Below are 23,606 nucleotides of genomic sequence, written 5' to 3' on the forward strand. Positions count from 1 at the left end.
GTTGCGTTCCCAGTTGGCTAATTTCACTAATTATTAGTCTAATTATTTAATTTTCACAAAAGTGCACTTTCGTTCGTTTTTTTATTAAACTACAAAAAGTGCGTTTTTTCAGCTGTTTAACAAAAAATAAAAAGTTGGCATCGTTTTTGTATGTATTGATAGTGACGCCACTGTTTGCAGTTTGTAGCGGGGCAGTCGACCAGAGTTTGGTTGTTTCCAACCGCAATGGATACCGCCCGCATTGGGCAAACAGGAAAACTTTTGTTACGAGGTACAAGTTATGGGTATTTTTTCACGCTTCACCGATATCGTAAATGCAAATTTAAATGCGTTACTTGATAAAGCCGAAGATCCACAAAAGATGGTTCGCCTGATTATTCAGGAAATGGAAGACACTTTAGTGGAAGTTCGTTCAGTTTCAGCTAAAACTTTGTCAGAGAAAAAAGACTTAGTTCGCCAACTGACCCGCCTTGAAGGTGAGATTGTTGAATGGGAACGTCGGGCTGAGCTCGCGTTAGGCAAAGAGCGCGAAGATCTTGCTCGTCAAGCATTGCTTGAAAAAAGCAAACTTCAAGACACATTGGAAAGCTTACAGGCAGAAATCGACCGAGTTGACGACCATGTTGAGCGTTTAAGCGGCGAAATTACGCAGTTACAAGAGAAGCTTGCCGATGCAAAAGCGCGCCAGAAGTCAATTCTCATGCGTGAGCGTACTGTCAGTTCACGTTTAAATGTGAAGAAGACGCTAGACAGCGGCAAAGTTGATGATGCGCTGCACAAGTTTGAGCGTTATGAAGCAAAAATTGATGATCTCGAGTCACAAGTTGAAGCTTATGACCTGGGTAAGAAAACGCTCGCAGATGAGTTCCGTGCATTAGAAAGTGAAAACAAAGTGGATGCCGAATTAGAAGCTTTGAAAGCACGCTTGAATAAAGATACTGCGAAAAAAGAAGACAAAGCATAAGATGCTGTTAATCGCTGGCGGGGTTGGGCACGCCAACCCGCAGCGACAATCATTGAGAGTCTGACTTGAGACAAGAATAAGAATGAGACAAGCATGACAAGTATTAATCATCACTTCGGTGATTTGAATGAGGTGGCACCATTTATGGACGTTGCAATTGTTGGCATGTTAATGACGCCGTTAATGCTTTTTTTAATTTTCGTTGCGCCAATTTGGGTAATTTTGCATTACCGCAGTAAACGCAAATTAAATGAAGGCATGAGCAAAGAAGATATGGATCGCGTGCGTGACCTAGCTCGTCAAGCCGAGGAGATGCGTGATCGTATTCGCACTCTAGAAAGTTTGCTCGACGCTGAGCACAGCAACTGGCGGAAAGAATCCCGTTAAGGAGTTAATCATGAGCTCTGCGAAGAAAAGAGAATTACTACGCGACGATAAGCAAGGCAAAATTGGCGGTGTATGTGCCGGTATTGCGAATTACTTTGGTTGGGAACTCTGGGTTGTGCGCATTATTGCTGTAACTGCCTTGATTCTGGCAACGAAAGTGACCTTTGTCGCTTATATTGTGGCTTGGGTGGTACTCGATAAAGAACCGAAAGCAAAGAAGTCAAAATCGACATATGGCAAGGCCGGCTTTGATGAGGATGAACAGACCATTCGCGAGGAAACACGGATAGAACGCACCTCGGATGGCCGCACCATTGAAGTTAAAACCCGCGTGTGGGAAGCAGGAAAAGCACCGCATTTAGCGATGGATGATATTGAGCTTGAGTTTTCACGGATGGAAAAAACGTTACGCAATATGGAAACGTATGTGACTTCTTCAGAGTTTCAAGTGCTGCAAGAGTTTAAAAAACTCTAACACCGCACCACCTGCGATAAAGCCGATTACCTACTTAGGTATCGGCTTTTTGTGTTTTTAACGGCTGTGCTTTTTGCGGCTGCCAAATTACCGTCTGGAAAGAAAAGCTTACACTCATTTCTGGTAGGAACAGTTACTGAAGATTGCTGTGATCACAGCCTCTGCCGTAAGCTTGCGACAACACAATAATAACAAAATACTTCGTTCAACAAGGTAGGCGGCAGTGAAGTCATTACATCGAGAATCTTTAGTGATTCATGGCGGCGAAAGCCCAACGGACCCGCACGGCGCGCTCGTCAGTCCGTTGTATCAAACCTCAACGTTTGTCTTTCCAGATGCGGAGACAGGCGGTCGACGTTTTGCTGGTGAAGAAGCGGGTTATATCTATAGTCGCCTTGGCAACCCGACCGTTAATTTGCTAGAACAGCGAGTTGCTGCTTTAGAAGGTATGGAAGCCGGCGCTGCAGCAGCAACAGGCATGGGCGCGGTCGCAGCGGCGACCATGGCGTTTTTGAAAGCCGGTGACCATGTGATTGCATCCGATTGTATTTACGGTTGCAGTTTCGCATTGTTCTCGCACTTATTTGAGCGCTTTGGTGTGCACGTTAGTTTTGTCGATATGACCGATGCAGCGGCACTTGCTTCTGCCTTTCAGGCCAATACCAAAGTCGTTTTTGTGGAAACGCCAGCGAACCCGCACCTGAAGATTATTGACCTCAAGAAAGTGGGGCAGGTGTGTGCAAAGCATCCGGAAGTCCGGTTGATTGTCGATAACACCTTTATGACACCGCTTTTGCAGCGTCCAGGCGAATTTGGTGCACACCTAGTGGTGCACAGCGCGACTAAGTATTTGAATGGTCATGGTGATGTGGTCGCTGGTGTCATTACCGGTAGCCTTGAGGATATTCATTTAATTAAAATGACGACGCTCAAAGACATGGGCGCGACTATGTCGCCTCATGATGCGTGGTTAATTACGCGTGGTCTAAAAACCTTGGCGTTGCGTATGGAAAAACACTGTGCGACTGCTGCAGTCGTAGCGGATTTTCTAGTTGCCCACCATGCGGTTGCGAAGGTGTATTTTCCAGGATTGAAAAGTCATCAAGGGCATGGGTTAATTGGCAGTCAAATGGCATCAGCCGGCGCTGTGATTGCGTTTGAGTTGAAGGGTGGTTATCAGGCTGGTGTGCAGCTTCTGAATCAGCTTGAAATGATTCGCGTTGCTGTGAGTTTGGGGGACGCCGAATCCTTAATTCAACACCCAGCGTCGATGACGCATTCACCGCTTACACCAGAAGCGCGGGAACAAGCTGGAATTACCGATGGTCTGATACGTATTAGCGTTGGCCTCGAACATGTTGACGATATCATTGCGGATTTAGCGCAGAGCCTACAGCAACTAGAAACGCACACCAAGCATACTCCGCAGAGCGAAGTTACGGAGGTAGAGAACGTATGAGTAAGAAAGCAAGTAAGTATGTTTCTAAGCAACCTGATGAGCATGGCATCATTGCTTGGACTGACGAAGAAAACCAAATTTGGCATGACCTTGTTGCCCGGCAACTTGAGATCATCCCGGGCAAAGCGTGTGATGAGTATATGGAAGGTTTGCGCCTACTCGATATGCCGCGCGATCGCATTCCCCAATTACACGAAATTAATGACGTGTTGCAAGCCACCACGGGCTGGCAAGTGGCTCAGGTACCAGCGTTAATTCCGTTTGATGAGTTTTTCCGGTTGTTGGCGAACAAACAGTTCCCGGTGGCAACTTTTATTCGTACGCGTGAAGAGTTCGACTACTTACAAGAGCCGGATATTTTTCACGAGATTTTCGGTCACTGCCCACTATTAACCAACCCGGCATTTGCGCACTTTACGCACCAATACGGTAAACTTGGGTATGCAGCTAGTCCGAAAGAGCGAGTCTACCTTGCGCGTTTGTATTGGTTTACCGTTGAGTTTGGCTTGCTGAAGACGGCAGAAGGTTTACGAATTTACGGTGGTGGGATTTTATCTTCACCGGGTGAAACGCGCTATGCACTGGAAAGTGACAAGCCTGAGCGTCAGCCATTAACGCCGCTCGATGCGCTGCGTACACCCTATCGGATTGATATCATGCAACCGATTTACTATACGCTCGAGAATGTCGACGACTTATTTGCGATTGCCGATATGGACATCATGGCACTTGTTCAAGAAGCAATGGAACTTGGCTTATTTGAGCCCAAGTTTCCACCGAAAAACGCAGCCTAATTGACCCTTAACGAAAATAAAGAAACTGGAAGTTGTTATGTCTGAATTATCAAATATGAAATGTGAAGCTTGTCGCGCCGATGCACCAAAAGTAAGTGATGACGAGCTTGCTGCGTTAATTCGTGAGATCCCGGATTGGGCTGCAATCGTTCGTGATGACGTTATGCAATTGGAGCGTGTCTATAAGTTTAAGAACTTTAAGCAGGCACTGGCGTTCACTAACAAGCTAGCTGAGTTAGCCGAAGCTGAGTTTCATCATCCAGGCATTTTCCTCGAGTGGGGGAAAGTAACGGTCACTTGGTGGACCCATGCGATTGGTGGCTTGCACAAAAACGACTTTATCATGGCAGCAAAGACTGACGCATTGCTGAGCGATGCCTAAACCGTTAGCTGCGGGGAGAGCGCACTAGCGACTGTTCGCATTTCAGCAACAGCTTTAAAAACAGTATGGCGGCAACGTCATACTGTTTTTTTATGGGCAAAAACTGTATAATTTTATTTACAGTGCAGCGTAAGTTGCGTTAATCAAATTGGTGCCCCGATGCGTTTGGAAATTACGTGCAGTGATCGTTTAGGTTTATGTCAGGATGTTTTAACGATACTGCGGGAAAATGAAATAGACTTGAAAGGTATTGAAGTCGACCCGATTGGAAAGATCTATTTAAATTTTCCAGCAATCGAGTTTACTGACTTTCAGTTAGTCATGTCGAAAATCCGCCGTATTCCCAACGTCGTCGATGTAAAAACCATTCCCTATATGCCCACTGAGCGTGAGCACTACGAATTTAATCTGTTGTTAAGCACCTTACCGAACCCCGTACTTTCGGTCGACTCGAAAGGGCGCTTTGACGTCATCAATTCGGCTGCTGCAGCGCTCCTCGACGCTGAAAAAGAGGCGCTCAAAGGTGCGCTGGCGAATGAACTCATCGGTGGCTTTAATTTAGCCAAATGGCTCGATAAACAGCCAAACGACCCGCTTATTGAATATTTGCAACTGGGTTCAGCGAGCTATCGGGCGAACTTGTTACCGATTTGGGTGAGCGATTCCGAAGGTGAGCCTAGTTTTGCTGGTGCGGTGATTCATTGCCAATCGGAACCTTTACCGCTGCGCGTAAGAGCGGGCGACCGGCCGTCGCCATTTGCGCAAATCCTGACTCAGCATGCGAGCATGAAACGTCTACTAAAAGATGCCGAGCGCATGGCGCAGTTGGATGTACCCTTGCTCATTGAAGGTGAAACGGGTGTCGGTAAAGAGTTAATTGCGCGTGCCTGCCATGAAGCTGGAAATCGCAGTCAGCAGCCGTTTCTGGCGGTCAATTGCGGTGCATTGCCAGATAACGTCGCCGAAGGTGAGTTATTTGGCTACGGGGCGAACGTGTTTCCCCATCATCCACAAGGGAAAAAAGGCATTTTCGAGCAAGCCCAAGGCGGCACGGTATTATTAGATTCAGTGGGGGATATGTCGCCAGAATTGCAAGCGAAGCTGTTGCGATTTCTCGAAGATGGCCGCTTTCGTCGGATCGGCGAAGAACAAATGGTTAAGGTCGATGTACGCCTCGTTTGTTTGTCGCGCGGCGATTTATTCGAACGGGTAGAAACTGGCGCGTTTCGTGAAGATCTCTTTTATCGACTCAACGTTCTGTCACTGCAAGTACCCGCGCTGCGCGAGCGCAAGGGTGACGTACTCATGCTGGCTGAGCATTTTGTGCATAAATTCAGTCAACAACTGCAGCGTCCGCCGGTGCGATTAACGCCGAGTTGCCGAGACTACCTCAACAACTACACTTGGCCTGGAAACATTCGGCAACTCGAGAATACCTTGTTCCGATCAATTTCTATGCTTGAAAAAGAAGTTCTTGAGCCGGTTGATATCAAGCTACCAGAAATGAATGCTGTGCATGATCAGCTCGCCATCGATATTGATGAGAGCTCGCTAGAAGATGCCGTTAAGCGATTCGAAAGTACGCTGTTGCGTCGACTTTATCCAAGCTACCCGTCGACCCGTCAACTGGCACGTAAACTTGGCCTTAGTCATACCGCAGTGGCGAATAAGCTGCGTGACTATGGCATCGGCAAACAACGGCGGAAATAGCCGCACGAGCGGCGAGTAAATTAGTGGTTCGGGATCACTTCGAGACTTATTCAGCCGTCAGTGTTCAGTCAACAACACGCCATCAAATGCATGACCTAACGCCAGCTGTATGCAAAAGTGTACAGCGTTATGTATTTATGTAAACAAAAGTTTACATAAGCCATCACCAGACTCTGTCCTACCTCGATCGTCAACTAAAGTTGACACTTGTTGAAAATATGTTCACAGCTGAATCCTCGCCCGTAAGCTAGCCTTGTGAGGAACATTCGCGTTAAAACAAGGTCGGATTTTTATAGATGCCGAGTTCGGGTTCGGGCTCTGGCAGCACAAATAATGACAATGAGGAGCAATCATGAACAGCAACATTAATCCATTAGGTACAGACGGTTTTGAGTTCGTTGAATACACAGCAGCGGATGCACAGGGGCTTGAAGCTCTGAAGAACTTGTTTGTGCAGCTTGGCTTTACCGAAGTCGCCAAGCACCGCCGGAAAGACGTGTGGCTGTACAAGCAGAATGACATCAACTTCATCGTCAACGGCCAACCGTCATCACATGCAGAAGAATTTGCGCGTAAACACGGCCCAAGCGTTTGCGGGATGGCGTTCCGTGTTCAAGATGCAAACGTCGCTATGGAGCATGCTCTAGCGAACGGTGCAAAAGAGTTTAAAGCAGATGTCGGCGCCATGGAGCTGAATATTCCAGCGATTTACGGCATTGGCGAGAGTGCGCTGTATTTCGTTGACCGTTATGGTCACCAATCAATTTATGACGTTGACTTCCGTTTCTACGACAACTGGGAAGAGAAGATGAACGACTTCCAAGTTGGTATGGACTATGTCGATCACCTTACGCACAACGTCTTCCGTGGCAACATGGACCTCTGGGCAGGCTTCTATGAGCGCATTGGTAACTTCCGTGAAATTCGTTATTTCGACATCGAAGGTAAATTGACCGGCCTGATTAGCCGCGCAATGACGTCGCCATGTGGCAAAATCCGGATTCCAATCAATGAGTCGCACGATGACAAGTCTCAAATCGAAGAGTATTTGAAAGACTACAACGGCGAAGGTATTCAGCACATTGCCTTATCTACCGACGACATTTACCACGCAGTTCGCACATTGCGCGAGCGCGGTATGGAATTCATGTCGACGCCTGATACCTATTACGACAAAATCGACGAGCGTGTTGAAGGTCACACGGAAAACGTTGACGATCTGCGTGATTTGCGTGTGTTGATTGATGGCGCACCAATGAAAGACGGTATTTTGCTGCAAATCTTTACCAAAACCGTAATCGGCCCTGTGTTCTTCGAAATCATTCAGCGCAAAGGTAATGAAGGTTTCGGTGAAGGTAACTTTAAAGCGTTGTTCGAATCGATCGAAGAAGATCAAATCCGCCGTGGAGTATTAAACGATGCGTAAATGGATCTCATTTCCGAAACAGATGGGCACGGCCTCGCGCCAAGCTCATGCTGATTTCCCGGAAGAGGCAATTTACGAGCGTGAAGCAGGCCGAAGTGGATTCTTCGGCCCAGCCACCCATTTTCACCATACTCATGCACCAACGGGTTGGAGTCATTGGGAAGGGCCATTACGCCCGCGTTGCTTCGATTTTAATCAATTAACCGGACTGGATACTGCCTCACCTTGGGTGGCGCAGAACCTGTTGTTTAACGCCCATTGTAAGTTTCGCATTTGGCATCTCGATCAGCCCATGAAGAAACTTGCTCGTAACGCTGACGGTGACGATTTACTGTTTGTTCACGAGGGTGCTGGTGAATTGTTCTGTGACTATGGTCATTTAACGTTGCGCGACGGCGATTATGTCGTTATTCCACGCTCGACTAATTGGCGCATTGAGCCAACTGCACCAATGCAGTTACTGATGATTGAAGCGACCAATGGTGCGTATCAGCTGCCGGAAAAAGGCTTAGTTGGTAACCATGCGATTTTCGACCCGGCCTGCTTAGATGTGCCGGAGATCGATGACGCATTTCGAGCGCAATACAGCGAAGATGAGTGGCAAGTGGAAGTTAAACGACACGGCCAAGTGTCGGTGGTTACCTTCCCGTATAATCCACTTGATGCGGTGGGCTGGCATGGTGATTTAGCGCCGGTACGGATTAATTGGCGGGATATTCGTCCGCTTATGAGTCATCGTTATCACTTACCACCTTCTGCACACACAACGTTTGTAGCTGATCGCTTTGTCGTGTGTACGTTTGTACCGCGCCCGATTGAGAGCGATCCAGGTGCGTTAAAAGTGCCGTTTTACCACAATAACGACGACTATGATGAAGTCCTGTTCTACCATGCGGGTGACTTCTTTAGCCGCGATAATATCGACCGTGGCATGGTCACTTTTCATCCGGCGGGATTTACCCATGGTCCGCATCCAAAGGCGTTCAAGGCTGGACAGGAATACAAAAAGAAATTCACTGACGAAGTTGCTGTCATGTTAGATACGCGCGATGCGTTAGAAGTAGGGGAAGTCGCCAATTCGGTTGAGAACCTCGACTACGTGTACAGCTGGCAGGAGAAAAAATAATGAAATTAGCGACGTATCGGGATGGTACTCGAGACGGCAAACTGGTTGTCGTGAGCCGTGATTTAAAACGTGCGGTCGCCGTACCGGAAATAGCCCGCACAATGCAGTGTGCGTTAGACAACTGGGAGCAGTTAGAAGAGCGCTTGCAGGCTGTTTATTCCGCTTTAAATAAAGGTTCGTTGGAAGATGAGTTTAATTTCGACGAAACCGCCTGTGCAAGCCCATTACCACGGGCTTATCACTGGGCTGATGGCAGTGCCTATGTGAACCATGTTGAGCTTGTGCGTAAGGCTCGTGGCGCCGAAATGCCACCAAGCTTCTGGGAAGACCCGCTCATGTATCAGGGTGGCTCAGATTGCTTTATCGGGCCGCGTGAAGATATTCCACTGGGTTCAGAAAGTTGGGGCATCGACTTTGAAGGTGAAGTGGCGGTCGTGACTGGCGACGTACCAATGGGCACTGAAGCTGCCAACGCACGTTCCTATGTGCGCTTATTGATGCTCGTGAATGACGTTTCATTACGCGGTTTGATTCCGAATGAATTGGCCAAAGGTTTTGGTTTTTATAACTCGAAGCCGAGTTCTGTGTTCTCACCGGTAGCGGTTACTCCAGACGAATTAGGTAGCGCATGGCAAGATGGTAAAGTTCATTTACCACTGCGTTCGACGTACAACGGTGAGTTGTTCGGGTTTCCGAACGCTGGCGAAGACATGACGTTTAATTTTGACCGCTTAATTCAGCATGCAGCCATGACTCGGCCACTGTGTGCGGGAACCATTATTGGTTCAGGCACGGTATCGAATAAACAGGGCACGGATCATGGCAGTGCGGTGAGTGAAGGCGGCGTCGGTTATAGCTGTATTGCGGAAGTACGCATGATCGAAACCATCCGTGATGGTCAACCGAGCACGTCATTCATGAAGTTTGGTGACACGATTCGCATTGAAATGCTGGATGCCGAAGGGCAGAGTATTTTTGGCGCGATTGACCAACAAGTCGTAGCGTACAAAGGACCACAAGCGTGAAACCAAAGCTTCATGGTTACTGGCGCTCGTCTGCTAGCTACCGGGTGCGTATCGCACTTGCGTTAAAAGGGATTGAATACGATTATGTGCCGGTGCACTTGTTGCGTGACGGTGGCGAGCAGAAATCTGCTCGTTACCAACAACTTAACCCGGCGCAATTGGTGCCAACACTCGAAATTGCAAATACTGCGAATGGCGAAACGTTGTGCTTGAATCAGTCGTTAGCGATTATTGAATACCTCGATGCGATTTATCCGGCAGTGCGCTTAATTCCTGCTGATCCGGCGCAAGCTGCTGTGGTGCGGATGCTGGCGTTGGATATGGCTGCGGATTTACAGCCGGTAACAAACCTACGTGTGCTGCAAGCCCTGACAACAGACTTTGCTTTACCCGAGACTGCAAAGGGCGAGTGGATTAAGCTGTGGGTGACGCGCACGTTTGCTGCATTTGAACAACGCTTACAGCGCTACGCAGGGCATTATTGTTACGGTGACCATGTCACCCTTGCGGATGTTTGTTTGGTGCCTCAGGTATACAATGCCAAGCGATTTGGTGTCGATTTAACACCGTATCCTAATTTGCAACGTGTTATCGCCAACCTAGAAGCACTGCCAGCGTTGCAAATGGCTGCTCCGGAAGCTCAGGTGGATGCCAATAGCTAAAGCAGTATTTGCATTACACTTAACGCAAAAATCATGAACATTACCTAAGAAACGCTCGGCATGGCTTACCATAGCCGAGCGTTTTTGCTTTAATAGCAGGTTGAACGTCAAACTTAGAACAAGCGACTTAGACAAAGCGGCTTAAGTACACAGGCTTAATTAAACAGGCTTAATTAAACAGGCTTAATTAAACAGGCTTAAGTACACTGATATAAGAAAACAAGGAAACGACAATGAAAAGAAAACTTGCGGTTGCTATCAGTGCGGCATTTTTTGCTGCCGCCTGCGCAAGTAGCGGAGCAGGGCAACAATCTGCTGATGCTGCTTGGTATACAACAGAATCTTTAACCCCAAGCACTGTTCCGGTCGGCTTAGGTCCACGAGCAGCCGATGAAAACTTCCCGATGACGCAAATCATGGCGGACCCGGATTGGTTGGGTCGTTTCCCAGAGCAAGCCTATTGGTCGTGGGACGGTCGCAGCGTCTTGTTCAATCGCAAGCGTGAAGGTAGCCCACAGCGTGATTTGTTTATCCGCGGTTTAACTGCGGGAGGCAACGGTGAGCAAGTCGCGTTAGCCGATCTCCATGCGCACGCCTATCGTACTGGGGTATTTAATGCGGATCGTAGCTTACGCGCCTATGTCTTCGAACGAAATATTTTTGTCCTCGAACAGAGCAACGGCAATGTTCGGCAATTAACTCGCGACACGCAAAATAAAACCGACTTGCAGTTTCTTGCCGACGGTCGTTTAAGCTATCGCAGTGGCAATGACTTTTACGCAATGGACTTAAGTAACGGCTACACCGAGTTGGTGCTGTCATTGCAAACGCAAGATGCGCCAGAGGCGTTAGCGGAACCGAAAGATATTCTTGCCCAAGAAGAAATCGACCTGATTGTTTATAACCAAGTTCAGCGTCGCATTCGCGAAGAACGATTTAATGATCAACAGGCTCTGCAACAAGCCAACCCAGCACTTGCGCCAGCGCCGGTGTATCTAGGTCGTGGCGTACAGGTCGCAGAAGTTAGTTTGTCGCCGACGGCCGATCGTGCACTCGTGGCAGTTACTCAGCCGCAAAGTTGGCGTGGTGAGGGTGATTTAATGCCACGTTATGTGACCGAAAGCGGACGTGTTGAGAATCAAGATGTGCGTCGTCGCGTCGCTGATGCGAGTCCAGTGAACCACACCCTGTATTTGGTTGACTTAGCGACCGGTGAAAAAACCGAGCTGAAATACGACACGTTGCCTGGCTTTGACGAAGATGTCCTGAAATCAGTGCGTGAAGAGAACTATGCGGCCGAAGGCAAAACCTATGTCAGCGAACGTAAGCCACGTGCTATTGAGGTGATGGCACGATGGTCGGCCCAAGAAGGTAATATCAACTGGAAAGCTGACGGTTCAGCCGTCGCTATCATGCTGCGTGCATGGGACAACAAAGACCGTTGGATTGCGACCGTCGATTTCGCTGAAGGCAAATTGGTAAATCAGCATCGCTTGCACGATGAGGCGTGGATTAACCGCGATTTCAATGCCTTCAACTGGTTGCCGAATTCAAACTCGCTGTGGTACCTGTCTGAAGAAAGCAATTACTCGCATTTATATGTGAAGAACCTCGACAATAATCGTGTTCGTCAACTGACGTCTGGTCGTTATTTAGTCGATCAGGTGACGTTAAATGCTGCCGGTGATACTTTCTATTTCCAAGCGAATAAGCCGCATCCGGGAATTTTTGAAATTTACCGTGTACCGGTCAGTGGCGGTGACGTGGAGCAGTTAACTGATCTTGGCGGCATGACTTCTTATCAGCTTAGTCCGAACGAAGAGCGCTTATTGTTAACGCACTCGAGCGTGCATCAGCCACCAGAAATCTATGTGCAAGATGCGCAACCGAATGTTGCCGCTATGCGCTTAACTGAGACGGTTTCTGCGGAGTTCGTTGCCAAGCCTTGGCCGTTGCCGGAAATTGTACCGGTACCGTCAAGCCATGTAGAAGACCCGATTTATAGCCGGGTGTATGTACCAGCAGACTTTGACGCCGAGCGTGCTGAGCAATACCCAGCAGTTGTCTTTATTCATGGCGCAGGTTACTTACAGAACGCCCACGCAGGGTGGTCGAACTATTTCCGTGAGTTCATGTTCCATAGCAAGCTGACTGAGCAAGGCTATGTGGTACTTGATCTCGACTTCCGCGGTTCAGCCGGATATGGCCGTGATTGGCGGACAGCTGTGTATCGTCAAATGGGTTGGCCGGAAGTAGAAGACTTGGTTGATGTTGTTAAATGGTTGGGTGAGCATCGGAACGTTGATGTTGAACGAGTGGGTACCTATGGTGGCTCATACGGCGGCTTCTTGACGTTTATGTCGCTGTTCAACGAACCAGGCTTGTTTAAAGCTGGGGCTGCGTTACGTCCGGTTACGGATTGGGCGCATTACAACACAGGCTATACGTCAAACATTCTGAATCGGCCACAAGACGACATGATTGCGTATCGTCGTAGCTCACCAATTTATTTTGCAGAAGGCTTAGAAGACGCACTACTTATCAGCGCACCAATGGTTGATGACAACGTTTTCTTCCAAGACTCGGTGCGTTTAGTACAGCGTTTAATCGAGCTTGAAAAAGAAAATTTTGAGACTGCGATTTTCCCCGTCGAGCCACACGGTTTTGTGCAACCATCAAGTTGGCTTGATCAATATCGTCGCATCTATAAATTATTTGAAGATAATCTCAAGTAATTTAGGTGCAAATATGACTAAAATGGGCAGCTTAAAGCTGCCCATTTTTTTGCGAAGGATTGACGCCACTATGACAGATTTATCAGTTGCAGACCGACGCCTTATTCGCTGGTTAAAAGTCAGCATGGTCGCTGGGATTTGTCTATTAATCACTGGTCATCTAGTGTTGAGTGCGACTTTTTTAAATGATGCAATCGATCATCGTGGATATATTCTTGGTGCAGCCATGAGCGCCATCGGAGTTATCTTGTCATTACCGACCAAGATTTATCTCACGATACTTTTAATGGATTACGAAGAGGCGAGCAAAGAAGCAGTTAAAGCGGAAACTAAATCCTAAAGCCGAGTTGCAAGGACTCGACTTCCGTATCATGATTTACGATTGTTTTTTAACTAGATCAATCGGTCTTCGGCGCAAACCTGGGACAGCTAATGCGCCGCCAATCGCGCCACCTAAGTGACATAAATAGGCCACCTCAGCACCAAGCCAGTCTTGGTAACCGCTGTTCAAAGTCATATCAAATATGAGCTTCACAACGACTGCAGCGAGGACGATAAAGCCAATTTTATTGCCTTGTTTTGTCATGGTGACACCAGCGAAGACTACAACCCCATGAAGCACGCCGGATAAACCGACGAAAAGATACTCTTGGCTGACGGCGATTGGCACTATGGTCGCAAATAATGCGCTAATGACCATGACATTGACGAGCAGGCGTCCCTGCACTTGTTGCCGAAAAATAATGGCGAGCAGAAGCAAAGCAACCAGATTCATGGCTAAGTGCTGTATATTTAGGTGCACGAGGTGGGTGGTGAAAATTCGCCACGGCTGAGCTAACAAGCTGTTCTCGCTTAGCGTTAAGTAGTTATGCCACTGCGGCTGTAAATGAATGACGACACAAAGGAGTGCAATCACGACGGGCGCGAGCAAAAAGCGGAGCGGAAAAGTTTTAGTCATGGGTCGTCCTGTAAACATTGCGAAAAATTCTCAGCTTCGTATGATACCCTTAAATATTCATCCTTCGCAAAATGAGCGTTTGATATGACTCTTTCCAGTACAGCTAAATCACTTTTGAGAAAAAATTTAGGGCTTCTGATTCTCGCAACCTCCTTATGGTTGACCGCGTGTTCGCCGGCGACGGAAGTTCAAACGCCTGTCGCCGCTGCCGATCCAGAAGCAGCAACGGGCCGGATGAGCAACGAAGTTAGCTATGCGCAGAACTATATGGTCGCAGCAGCAAACCCGTACGCGACTGAAGCGGGTCTCGACATACTTCGCAATGGTGGTAGCGCAATTGATGCAGCGGTCGCAGTGCAAGCCATGTTAACACTGGTAGAGCCGCAATCGTCTGGTATTGGTGGCGGTGCTTTTCTGCTCTATTGGGACAATGAAGCACAGCGTTTATATACGCTAGATGCACGAGAAACAGCGCCGATGGCGGCGACGCCAGAGCTATTCTTAGACGCTGATGGTAATCCCCCCACGTATTTGGAAGCCTTGGTGGGGGGGCGTTCGGTTGGCACGCCTGGCGTCATGCGCGGCCTTGAGGCTGCGCACGAGCGTTGGGGTCAGCTGCCGTGGGCATCACTTTTTACATCAACCATAGAGCTTGCTGACGAAGGATTTAGTGTCTCGCCACGCCTTGCTCAGCTCATTGAGATGGAATTGAACCCTGGGTTAACCCAACTTGGTGCAGCCCGCGACTATTTTTGGCCAAACGGGCAGCCGTTACAGGCGCATAGTCGTAAACAGAATCCCGAACTTGCAGCAACGCTGCGAGCGATTGCAGAGCAGGGCGCGGATGCTTTGCATGTTGGCCCGATTGCAGAAGCGATTGTTGCTGCGGTGCAGAACAGTGAAGTTCAACCGGGCTTATTGACCATGGAAGATCTGGCAAATTATCAGCCGATTTGGCGCGAGCCAGTGTGCGGGCCGTATCGTGTCTATGAAATTTGTAGCATGGGTCCGCCGAGCTCAGGTGGCGTCACGATGTTGCAGATTATGGCGTTACTCGAGCCGTTTGAGTTACAGGGTTTGGAAGTAAACGGTGAAGAGGCTTTGCATTTCTTTACCCAGGCATCGCGTTTAGCGTTTGCTGATCGCAACCGCTATATCGGTGATGCGGACTTTTTAGAAGTTCCGATTGCAGCGTTATTGAACCGCGATTATTTGGCTGAGCGTGTTGCTTATATTGGCGGTACCGATATGGGACACGCACTGCCTGGAAGTATTGAGGATTTATTGCGTGCGGATGACCAGTCGCCAGAGTTTCCGAATACGAGCCATTTCAGTATTGTTGACCAGCATGGTAATGCGGTTTCCATGACTACAACAATTGAATTTGGCTTTGGTTCGGGGGTCATGACCCACGGTTTTCTGTTAAACAACCAACTAACGGACTTTTCTTGGGTTCCTGAAATTGACGGTGAGCCGGTAGCTAACCGTATTGAGCCAGGTAAACGACCGCGCAGCTCAATGGCACCTGCGATTGTTTTCGATGAGCAAGGTAACGTGTTGCACGTCGTCGGTTCACCGGGTGGCCCTCGAATTATCAATTATGTCACGCAAACTCTCATCGGTTTGCTAGACTGGAACTTAGACATGCAACAAGCGATTGATTTACCAAAAGTTACAAACTTGAACAGTGCAACTGCACTCGAACGTCACACGAACTTAGAGCAGTTGGTCAGACTTTTCGAAGCGCGCGGTCATGATGTCGAAGTGCGTGACCTCAATAGCGGATTACATGGTATTTCAATTCGTGATGGGCGACTTGAGGGTGGTGCAGACCCTCGTCGCGAGGGAACAGCAAAAGGAGACGAACATGAGTGAAACGATTTTTAGTAAGATTATTAGTCGCGAGATTCCAGCGGACATCGTCTATGAGGATGAGCTAGCGCTCGCATTTAAAGACATTAATCCGCAAGCGCCTTTTCACTGTTTGATTATTCCGAAAAAGGCCATTGCTACGGTGAACGATATCCGTAAAGAAGATCGCGAGATCGTAGGTCATCTTTATTACGTTGCCGGTGAGATTGCTCGCGAACACGGTTTTGCCAATGAAGGGTATCGAGTTGTGATGAACTGTAATGAATTTGGCGGTCAAACGGTTTACCACATTCACGTTCACATGTTAGCTGGTAAGCCATTAGGCTGGCCACCATATCAGGAAAAATTGAAACGGACGAACCCAATCGAAGCCTAAATGAACAGGCGTTTAAATGAGTAGGCTTTAGGTACGACATAGAGTGTTCGTAACACATAAAAGCCCTGACCAGCAAAGTGCACGGTCAGGGCTTTTTTATACTTGCTAAATGGCTGTCCGCACTAATCCATTGCGCGCAAAATAAGGCCTTTCAAATACCAACCTTCAGGATAATGAATGTGGACTGGGTGGTCTGCTGCTTGTTGCGTCCATGCCACGATTTGTAAGTCACGATTCGCGTCTAAACAGGCGTCAGCGACGACTTTCTGGAACAAGTCAGCACTGAGTAACCCCGAGCATGAGAACGTCAACAGGACACCGCCTGGCGCTAGAATCTTCGCTGCTAAGCGATTAATGTCTTTATAACCGCGACAAGCGCGATTCAAACTTGCCTTACTGTCAACAAACTTAGGCGGGTCGAGAACAATAACATCAAACATTTCGCCTTGCTCGACGTAATGGCGTAATTGTTCAAAGACATCGGCTTTGACGTGTTGTACGTTGGCGCCTTCGAAACCATTCAGAGCTAAATTTTCGACCGAGGTGTCGAGTGCTTGCTGGGATACGTCAACGTTTACGACTTCGCTTGCACCAGCGGCGGTCGCGTAAAGACCAAAACCACCGGTGTAAGCAAAACAGTTCAGCATGCGTTTGCCTTTTGCGTAGGTTTGTATCGCTTTGCGGGCGTCGCGTTGATCGAGGTAATAGCCGGTTTTATGGCCGGTCACTACGTCAACTGCGAGTTTAAGGCCGTTCTCTTCGATCACAATAGGTGCGATTGGTGCGTCACCAAAGCGAGCGCCTGTGCTTAGCTTTAGGCCTTCCTTCTTGCGAACATCGACGTCTGAGCGTTCGTAAATCACGCGATCAGGGTAAAGTTCTTGGAGCACGGCAAAAAGCGTTTCTTGGTGGTAAACCGCACCGGCAGTGAGCAATTGACAGACGATGACTTGATCGTAACAGTCGATGGTAATTCCAGGTAAACCGTCTGATTCGCCAGCGACTAATCGATAAGCATTGGTCTGCTGACGGACAAGTGTGTCACGTAAGGCTTGAGCACTGCGGATTCGGCGCAAAAAGAATTCGCGATCGATGCTTTCCCCTTGAGTAAAACTCCAAACGCGTGCGCGGATTTGCGAGTGCGGTGAATAGGCAGCAAGCCCTAAGAACTCACCTTTGTCGCTCACCACCTCGACTGTGCTACCAAGTGTTGGCTTGCCTTGAACTTTCGCAATCGCACCACTAAAAACCCAAGGGTGTCGACGTCGTAACGACTTCTCACGACCACTTTTAATGACGATACGATCGCTCATTACATAACCCGCTGGCCCGGCTGGGCACCGTCGTGTGGGTTCAAAATATAAATCTCTTTACCACCAGGACCGGCGGCGAGAACCATACCTTCACTCATGCCAAAACGCATTTTGCGTGGTTTCAAGTTGGCAACCATCACGGTTAATTGACCGATAAGCTGTTCTGGCTGGTAAGCAGACTTGATACCCGCGAATACTTGGCGCTGTTCGTTACCGATGTCGAGAGTCAACTTCAACAATTTATCGGCACCGTCGACATGCTCTGCGTTGATAATCCGAGCAACGCGCAAATCGACTTTGGCAAAATCATCAAATTCGATTTCAGCAGCAATAGGCTCGCAGTTCACCGCTGTTTTTGTTGAAGGTGTATTCTCTGCGCTCGTGTTTTGTTGCGCGGTGCTTTCTTTCGATGCTTCCAGCATAGCTTCAATTTTCTCAGTTGGAACGCGCTGCATTAGCGCTTTAAATTTGTTAATTGCGTGACCGGTTAGAGTCTGCTGCGCACTTGCCCAAGTAAACTCATCGTTCAAGAAGCCTTGTGCGTCTTTGGCTAACGCAGGCACAACTGGCGTTAAATAAATCATTAAAAGGCGGAAAAGGTGAATTCCCATCGAGCAGACGTTATGAACGGCTGCTTCTTTGCCTTCTTCTTTGGCAAGCTGCCACGGTTCTTTCACCGCAATATATTCATTGGCACGGTCTGCGAGTTTCATGATCTCGCGCATGGCCTTAGCAAACTCACGTTGTTCATAAGCTGCGGCGATATCGTCAGCTGCAGCTTGGAACTCTTGCAACATGACTGGATCGTCAATTCGCTCGGACAATTTGCCATCGAACTTCTTGCTAATAAACCCGGCACAGCGACTAGCAATATTGACAACTTTACCAACCAAGTCAGCGTTAACTCGCTGAGCAAAATCGGTCAAATTTAAGTCGAGATCGTCAATGCGGCTGGTTAGTTTGGCAGCAAAATAGTAGCGCAAGTATTCTGGATCGAGGTGATCTAAATAGGTGCGCGCCATAATAAAGGTGCCTTTCGACTTCGACATTTTGGTGCCATTGACGGTAATAAAACCGTGGGCCCAAACGTTAGTCGGTTGACGGAAGTTGGCGCCTTTGAGCATGGCTGGCCAGAACAAACTATGGAAATAGATAATGTCCTTACCGATAAAATGATAAACCTCGGCGTCACTATCAGGGCGCCAAAAGTCGTCAAAATTGAGGTCTTGGCGTTTTTCACAATAGTTTTTGAAGCTACTCATGTAGCCAATTGGCGCGTCGAGCCAGACATAAAAGTATTTGCCCGGCGCATCTGGAATTTCAAAGCCAAAATAAGGTTTGTCGCGGCTTATATCCCATTGCTGTAAACCTTGTTCAAACCACTCATTAAGCTTGTTTGCCATTTCTGGCTGCAGCGAGCCAGAGCGGGTCCATGCTTTGAGCATGTCACCAAAAGCTGGCAAATCGAAGAAATAGTGTTCAGACTCACGCAGCTCTGGCACTGCACCGCTGACTGCTGAGCGCGGGTTTTTCAAATCTGTGGGTGAATAGGTGGCACCGCAAACATCACAGTTGTCGCCATATTGATCTTCAGCACCGCAATCTGGACAGGTGCCTTTAACGAACCGATCCGGCAGGAACATCTCTTTTTCTGGATCATACAGCTGCTCGATAACGCGGGTGTGAATGTGACCGTTGTCGCGCAACCGAGTGTATATCAGCGTTGCTAATTCACGATTCTCTGAACTATGCGTTGAGTGATAGTTGTCAAACGACACTGCGAAATCGGCAAAATCTTTTTGGTGCGCGATATTCATTTCGTCAATCATGGCCTCCGGCGTCATACCAAGCTGTTGGGCTTTGAGCATGATTGGCGTGCCGTGGGCGTCATCGGCACAGACAAAATGGCACTCGTTACCAATGAGGCGTTGGAAGCGAACCCAGATATCTGCTTGGATATATCCAAGTAAATGGCCGATGTGAATAGGACCGTTCGCATAAGGCAGGGCGTTGGTCACGAGGATACGACGCGAGTTAGTGCGATTCGAGGTGTCTGCCATATTTAATTCCATGGATTTCTAGTGTCTGAAAAGAGCGCTATCATAACGGAAAATTCGCGACTTTTCATCCGTTCTCAGTAGCTTCTAGGCGCTTAAATCACTAAGATGACACGAAAGATAGAGGTGGCGCTCAGGTTCTGCGAATCGTATGTCCTCGAACGTTGTTCTAGAGCGTTATTATCTTCGCACTCAACTCAAAGGGAAGCGAAACATGTCCACAGCAGTATTGGCGGCTTGCCAAGCATTACGTAGCGATGTTTTTGTCGAAGGTTTTGCACCAGAATGGTTACAAATCGACGGCACACAAATTCAGTTGCAGCTTCCGTTCGCTGCTAAACAAGCAGCAGAAGAGCTGATTCAACAGTTTAAACAGGAAGCACCGCAGTTTGCCCACTATGATTGGACGATTACGGTGCGAGTCGAGGCACTACCTGCGAAAGCAGCAACCGTGCCGGCGGGCTCCAGTGCACCGCAAGTTAAGAATGTAATTACTATTGCCTCGGGCAAAGGCGGGGTGGGAAAGTCAGCCGTAACCTTAAGTTTAGCGCTGGCGCTGAAAGCAGAGGGCGCCCGGGTGGGTATTCTTGACGGCGATATTTATGGCCCGTCGTTACCGACCATGTTCGGAAATCTCACAGAAAAACTAACCTTTACGCCAAACCGAAAAATGTTACCGGTGAATTGCTGGGGCATTGAGGGTAACTCATTAGGGTATTTAGTTGACACTGAAGCTGCTGCAATTTGGCGTGGCCCGATGGCAAGTCGGGCTCTTGAACAATTATTATTCGATACCCAATGGTCAAACTTGGACTATTTATTAGTTGATTTACCGCCCGGTACAGGGGATATTCAATTAACCTTGGCACAAAAGTTTCCATTGACGGCAGCGGTGGTGGTCACGACACCACAAAATATTGCGCTTGCCGATGCCCAAAAAGGCATTGCTATGTTCCAGAAAGTGGATGTGCCGGTGGTCGGTTTAGTCGAAAACATGAGTTATTTTCGTTGCGGTCAATGCGGTCATCAAGAAGCTATTTTTGGTACGCAAGGTGGCGATGACCTTGCCCGCAAGTATCAAGTGCCGGTGATTGGTCATTGGCCGTTAGCAACAGCGTTACGAGAGAGTCTCGATGAGGGTAAACCGCTACAAGTGAGCACCCCTGAACATGAGCTTAACGCAGTGTTCGCCAAGAGCGCACAGCAGTTAGCTGCCAACTTGTGGTATTTATTGACGCCACAGGCAGAATGACTCTTGTACTCGCTTGGCACTACGCGAAAAAAGAACGAACTTAAGACTTAAAAGCGAAAGGAACGACAGCATGCGTTTAACCGATGGACAGATAGAGCAATACCTTGCGGAAGGGATGATTGCGATTGAACCGGCCCCGGATAGTAAGGATATTACCGGTGTAACGGTTGATATTCATTTAGGTGACAGTTTCCGCGTTCTGCAAGACCATGCTGCGCCCTATATTGATATTAGCGGACCGCGGGAAGAAATTGATGCAGCGATTCAACGTGTGATGAGTGATGAGATTAAACTTGCTCCGGGCGATGCGTTCTTTATCCATCCGGGGGAATTTGCGCTCGCAGTGACCCACGAATCGGTGACCTTGCCAGCGGATATCGTCGGTTGGCTTGATGGACGTTCTTCTCTTGCCAGACTTGGACTGATGGTCCATGTCACAGCACACCGAATCGATCCTGGTTGGTCTGGCCAAATTGTATTAGAGTTCTATAATAGTGGTAAATTACCGTTAGCTTTGCGGCCATTAATGAAAATTGGAGCCCTTAGCTTTGAAACCCTGAGCGAACCGTGCCAAAGGCCGTATAGTCGTCGCGCCGATGCAAAATATAAAGATCAAAGAGGGGCGGTCGCAAGTCGAATTGGCGCAGATTGATTTTGTGGAGTAGGTAGTTTGCGCGCTCAACATTGAGGTGAATGTATGCCACGGCAGGCGTTCAAACATTACCAAAATCTATTACTCCGACGAGCCGTTATCGGCATGCTTGTCATTGGCGTTGTTGCTAGTTTAGCAACATTGGCGCCGTTCTATCACCAAATTCAGACGTATATTACCGACCTTAATCATGCGTACGCAGACGCTCAAGCTCAAGCGATTAGTGCCGAAGTTCGACGATATCAGGATATTGGCCAACAAGTCTCATCCCGCAGTGAAATTCGTGTGCAACTTGAAGCTTATATTCAAGAACAGCGATCATTAGACGAAATACAAGCCTTTACCCAACCGCGATTAGCGGATGCAGGAAAAGCCTCTGCTGATTTAATCGCACTGGTTCGTTTCGGTCGCGATGGAGAAATTGTTGCAGAGCACTACTTTACCAGCAGCGAAAAGCTAGGTGACCAATTTAACGAACAGCTCTTGAGGGTTTCTCGCGAACATTTAGACTTTATTTTTTTGCACACTGGACAACAGTTATCGCCCGAACAGTTACTTATTTCTGTGCCTTCCATAATTGAAGCTAGTTCCGGTGAAGGAATTGGCACTGACTTGTTATTCTTTTCTGCCGAATCATTGGCTAAGGTGGCCGCTGAAATGAATCGTTTTGGCGAACACATGGCGTTATATTTTGTGAATAGTGGGCAGACACATAACTTTCACTTGGCTTACGTCAACCGCGAAGGGCAGCGTAATGACGTTATCGTGAACCGAGATTCAGAATTACCTTTTGACCGCCAAATTTTGCGCTCAGGCGTGTCTAGTTCTGTGATCAATTGGGGGAGCGAGGAGCACTCGTTGTTTGTCGTGCCGCTCGCTGACGAGAGCTGGAAAATGGTTGTGTCGGTTCCAAGTTACGAGTTGTATCGGTCACTCTACCAAAGTGTGTTAGCCGTGTTTGCAGCGATTCTGATTGCGATCATTCTCGGAACGTTCGCGGTTCGCCGCACCATTAGCCCTATTCTTAATGAATTGACTCGTTCAGCGGACCAATTAGTGATTAAGAATCAACAATTAAAACTAGCTGGTCAGGTTTTTGAGAACACCCATGAGGCGATTGTGATTACCGACGCAGAGTTGAATATTCTGCAAGTGAACCGGGCATTTGCCCACCTCCTTGATGTCAGTGTGCACGCTCTTGTCAACCAAAACCTGAAAAAGCTCATGGTTATGGATAAGATTTCACAACAGCTTGAGCGCAGAATCATTCGGACCTTAACAACGAATGACGTGTGGCAAGGTGAGTTGTGGTATCGAGCATCCGACGGCAGAGCAATTCCGGCGCTGCAAACAATCAGTACCATTCGCGATGCGAATAACAAGGTCACTCAGCTCATTCATATCTTTAATGATATTACCGAACAAAAAGATTCGGAAAATCGGATTAAACGCAAAGTAATTACCGACGGCTTAACCGGTTTAGCAAATCGCGAGGGGCTTTTGCAGACACTTGAAGCTGCGGTTGCCAAAGCAAAGGCCGATGAGGTCGAGCTAGCACTCATTTTTATGGATCTTGACAACTTCAAACCGGTGAACGACAGCCATGGTCACCAAGTGGGTGATATTTTATTAAAACTGGTCGCCCAGCGATTGTTGGGGTTAGTACGTAAGAATGACATGGTTGCGCGGTTAGGCGGTGATGAGTTTGTGATTGTGCTGCAGGGTAAGGACGTTGAAAGCCGAGCGTTAGAACTGGCGGCGGCCTTAGTAACCAAGTTACAACAGCCGTTTCGATTGAACGATATATTGGTTACCGTCGGCGCTTCGGTTGGCGTGGCACTCTATCCACGTCATGCGGAAAATTACAAAGACCTATTAAATCATGCGGACTTAGCTATGTATCAGGCCAAACAAACGGGCCGCAATCGTTATTGCGTCGCAGAAAAATAAAAGCGCGTGGTGATGTACCGCGCGCTTTTTG

21 protein-coding genes are annotated in these 23,606 nt (G+C 48.2%); 18 read left to right on the top strand and 3 right to left on the bottom strand.

All coding sequences use genetic code 11. From position 1 onward, the window contains the following. Positions 1-280: 280 nt before the first annotated feature. The 13 genes from pspA to CWE06_RS01665 all read left to right on the top strand — a co-directional run bounded on the left by pspA (position 281) and on the right by CWE06_RS01665 (position 13,485). Positions 281-964: a phage shock protein PspA gene (gene pspA, locus CWE06_RS01605; RefSeq protein ID WP_126790558.1), complete on the top strand. Its 684-nt coding sequence runs from the start codon at positions 281-283 to the stop codon at positions 962-964. Positions 965-1,108: 144 nt separating this feature from the next. Beyond that, positions 1,109-1,351: an envelope stress response membrane protein PspB gene (gene pspB, locus CWE06_RS01610; protein WP_126791499.1), complete on the top strand. Its 243-nt coding sequence runs from the start codon at positions 1,109-1,111 to the stop codon at positions 1,349-1,351. A 10-nt stretch (positions 1,352-1,361) separates the two neighbouring features. Beyond that, a complete protein-coding gene (gene pspC, locus CWE06_RS01615) occupies positions 1,362-1,826 on the top strand; it encodes an envelope stress response membrane protein PspC (RefSeq protein WP_126790559.1) in 465 nt (154 codons plus the stop codon). A 223-nt stretch (positions 1,827-2,049) separates the two neighbouring features. Continuing rightward, on the top strand, positions 2,050-3,285 hold the full coding sequence (megL, locus tag CWE06_RS01620; protein WP_126790560.1) for a methionine gamma-lyase: 1,236 nt from the start codon (positions 2,050-2,052) through the stop codon (positions 3,283-3,285). Next, entirely contained in the window at positions 3,282-4,079 is a 798-nt protein-coding gene (phhA, locus tag CWE06_RS01625) for a phenylalanine 4-monooxygenase (RefSeq protein ID WP_241972441.1), read from the top strand. Before megL ends, phhA begins: the two co-directional genes overlap by 4 nt. 37 nt (positions 4,080-4,116) lie before the next feature. Beyond that, a complete protein-coding gene (locus tag CWE06_RS01630; RefSeq protein ID WP_126790561.1) occupies positions 4,117-4,461 on the top strand; it encodes a 4a-hydroxytetrahydrobiopterin dehydratase in 345 nt (114 codons plus the stop codon). Between the two features lie 159 nt (positions 4,462-4,620). Further along, a complete protein-coding gene (gene tyrR / locus CWE06_RS01635; RefSeq protein WP_126790562.1) occupies positions 4,621-6,171 on the top strand; it encodes a transcriptional regulator TyrR in 1,551 nt (516 codons plus the stop codon). Between the two features lie 352 nt (positions 6,172-6,523). Then, a complete protein-coding gene (gene hppD / locus CWE06_RS01640; protein ID WP_126790563.1) occupies positions 6,524-7,597 on the top strand; it encodes a 4-hydroxyphenylpyruvate dioxygenase in 1,074 nt (357 codons plus the stop codon). Next, positions 7,590-8,723, top strand: coding sequence for a homogentisate 1,2-dioxygenase (locus tag CWE06_RS01645; RefSeq protein ID WP_126790564.1), 1,134 nt, complete (start codon positions 7,590-7,592; stop codon positions 8,721-8,723). Before hppD ends, CWE06_RS01645 begins: the two co-directional genes overlap by 8 nt. Further along, on the top strand, positions 8,723-9,748 hold the full coding sequence (locus CWE06_RS01650) for a fumarylacetoacetate hydrolase family protein (protein WP_126790565.1): 1,026 nt from the start codon (positions 8,723-8,725) through the stop codon (positions 9,746-9,748). The genes CWE06_RS01645 and CWE06_RS01650 overlap by 1 nt, the downstream gene beginning before the upstream one ends. After that, positions 9,745-10,410, top strand: a complete 666-nt coding sequence (gene maiA, locus CWE06_RS01655) for a maleylacetoacetate isomerase (RefSeq protein WP_126790566.1) — start codon at positions 9,745-9,747, stop codon at positions 10,408-10,410. Before CWE06_RS01650 ends, maiA begins: the two co-directional genes overlap by 4 nt. Positions 10,411-10,643: 233 nt before the next feature. Further along, positions 10,644-13,145: a prolyl oligopeptidase family serine peptidase gene (locus CWE06_RS01660; protein WP_126790567.1), complete on the top strand. Its 2,502-nt coding sequence runs from the start codon at positions 10,644-10,646 to the stop codon at positions 13,143-13,145. Between the two features lie 70 nt (positions 13,146-13,215). Beyond that, positions 13,216-13,485, top strand: coding sequence for a hypothetical protein (locus tag CWE06_RS01665; protein WP_126790568.1), 270 nt, complete (start codon positions 13,216-13,218; stop codon positions 13,483-13,485). A 36-nt stretch (positions 13,486-13,521) separates the two neighbouring features. On the opposite strand, the gene rrtA is transcribed toward CWE06_RS01665, so the two are convergent. Next, positions 13,522-14,103 (bottom strand): rhombosortase, encoded by a 582-nt coding sequence (rrtA, locus tag CWE06_RS01670; RefSeq protein WP_157981108.1) that lies wholly within the window; start codon positions 14,101-14,103, stop codon positions 13,522-13,524. An 84-nt stretch (positions 14,104-14,187) separates the two neighbouring features. On the opposite strand from rrtA, the gene ggt reads away from it, so the two are divergent. After that, a complete protein-coding gene (gene ggt / locus CWE06_RS01675) occupies positions 14,188-15,978 on the top strand; it encodes a gamma-glutamyltransferase (protein ID WP_126790570.1) in 1,791 nt (596 codons plus the stop codon). Beyond that, positions 15,971-16,351 carry a histidine triad nucleotide-binding protein gene (locus tag CWE06_RS01680; protein ID WP_126790571.1) on the top strand — a complete coding sequence of 127 codons (381 nt, stop codon included), beginning with the start codon at positions 15,971-15,973 and terminating at the stop codon, positions 16,349-16,351. Before ggt ends, CWE06_RS01680 begins: the two co-directional genes overlap by 8 nt. A gap of 122 nt (positions 16,352-16,473) precedes the next feature. Here the strand turns inward: CWE06_RS01680 and CWE06_RS01685 are convergent, their stop codons facing one another. Together CWE06_RS01685 and metG are read right to left on the bottom strand one after the other, a co-directional pair. Next, positions 16,474-17,664, bottom strand: coding sequence for a class I SAM-dependent rRNA methyltransferase (locus CWE06_RS01685; RefSeq protein WP_126790572.1), 1,191 nt, complete (start codon positions 17,662-17,664; stop codon positions 16,474-16,476). Then, entirely contained in the window at positions 17,664-19,724 is a 2,061-nt protein-coding gene (gene metG / locus CWE06_RS01690; RefSeq protein ID WP_126790573.1) for a methionine--tRNA ligase, read from the bottom strand. The genes CWE06_RS01685 and metG overlap by 1 nt, the downstream gene beginning before the upstream one ends. 211 nt (positions 19,725-19,935) lie before the next feature. Between metG and apbC the strand changes: the two genes are divergently transcribed. From apbC to CWE06_RS01705, 3 genes are all read left to right on the top strand, one after another. After that, entirely contained in the window at positions 19,936-20,973 is a 1,038-nt protein-coding gene (apbC, locus tag CWE06_RS01695) for an iron-sulfur cluster carrier protein ApbC (protein ID WP_126790574.1), read from the top strand. A gap of 70 nt (positions 20,974-21,043) precedes the next feature. Continuing rightward, the gene (gene dcd / locus CWE06_RS01700; protein WP_126790575.1) at positions 21,044-21,625 is read left to right on the top strand and encodes a dCTP deaminase; all 582 of its coding nucleotides are present in this window, start codon (positions 21,044-21,046) and stop codon (positions 21,623-21,625) included. Positions 21,626-21,670: 45 nt separating this feature from the next. Beyond that, positions 21,671-23,575, top strand: coding sequence for a sensor domain-containing diguanylate cyclase (locus CWE06_RS01705; protein ID WP_126790576.1), 1,905 nt, complete (start codon positions 21,671-21,673; stop codon positions 23,573-23,575). Positions 23,576-23,606 lie beyond the last annotated feature (31 nt).

This window comes from Aliidiomarina haloalkalitolerans (assembly GCF_003987315.1).
GTDB lineage: Bacteria > Pseudomonadota > Gammaproteobacteria > Enterobacterales > Alteromonadaceae > Aliidiomarina > Aliidiomarina haloalkalitolerans.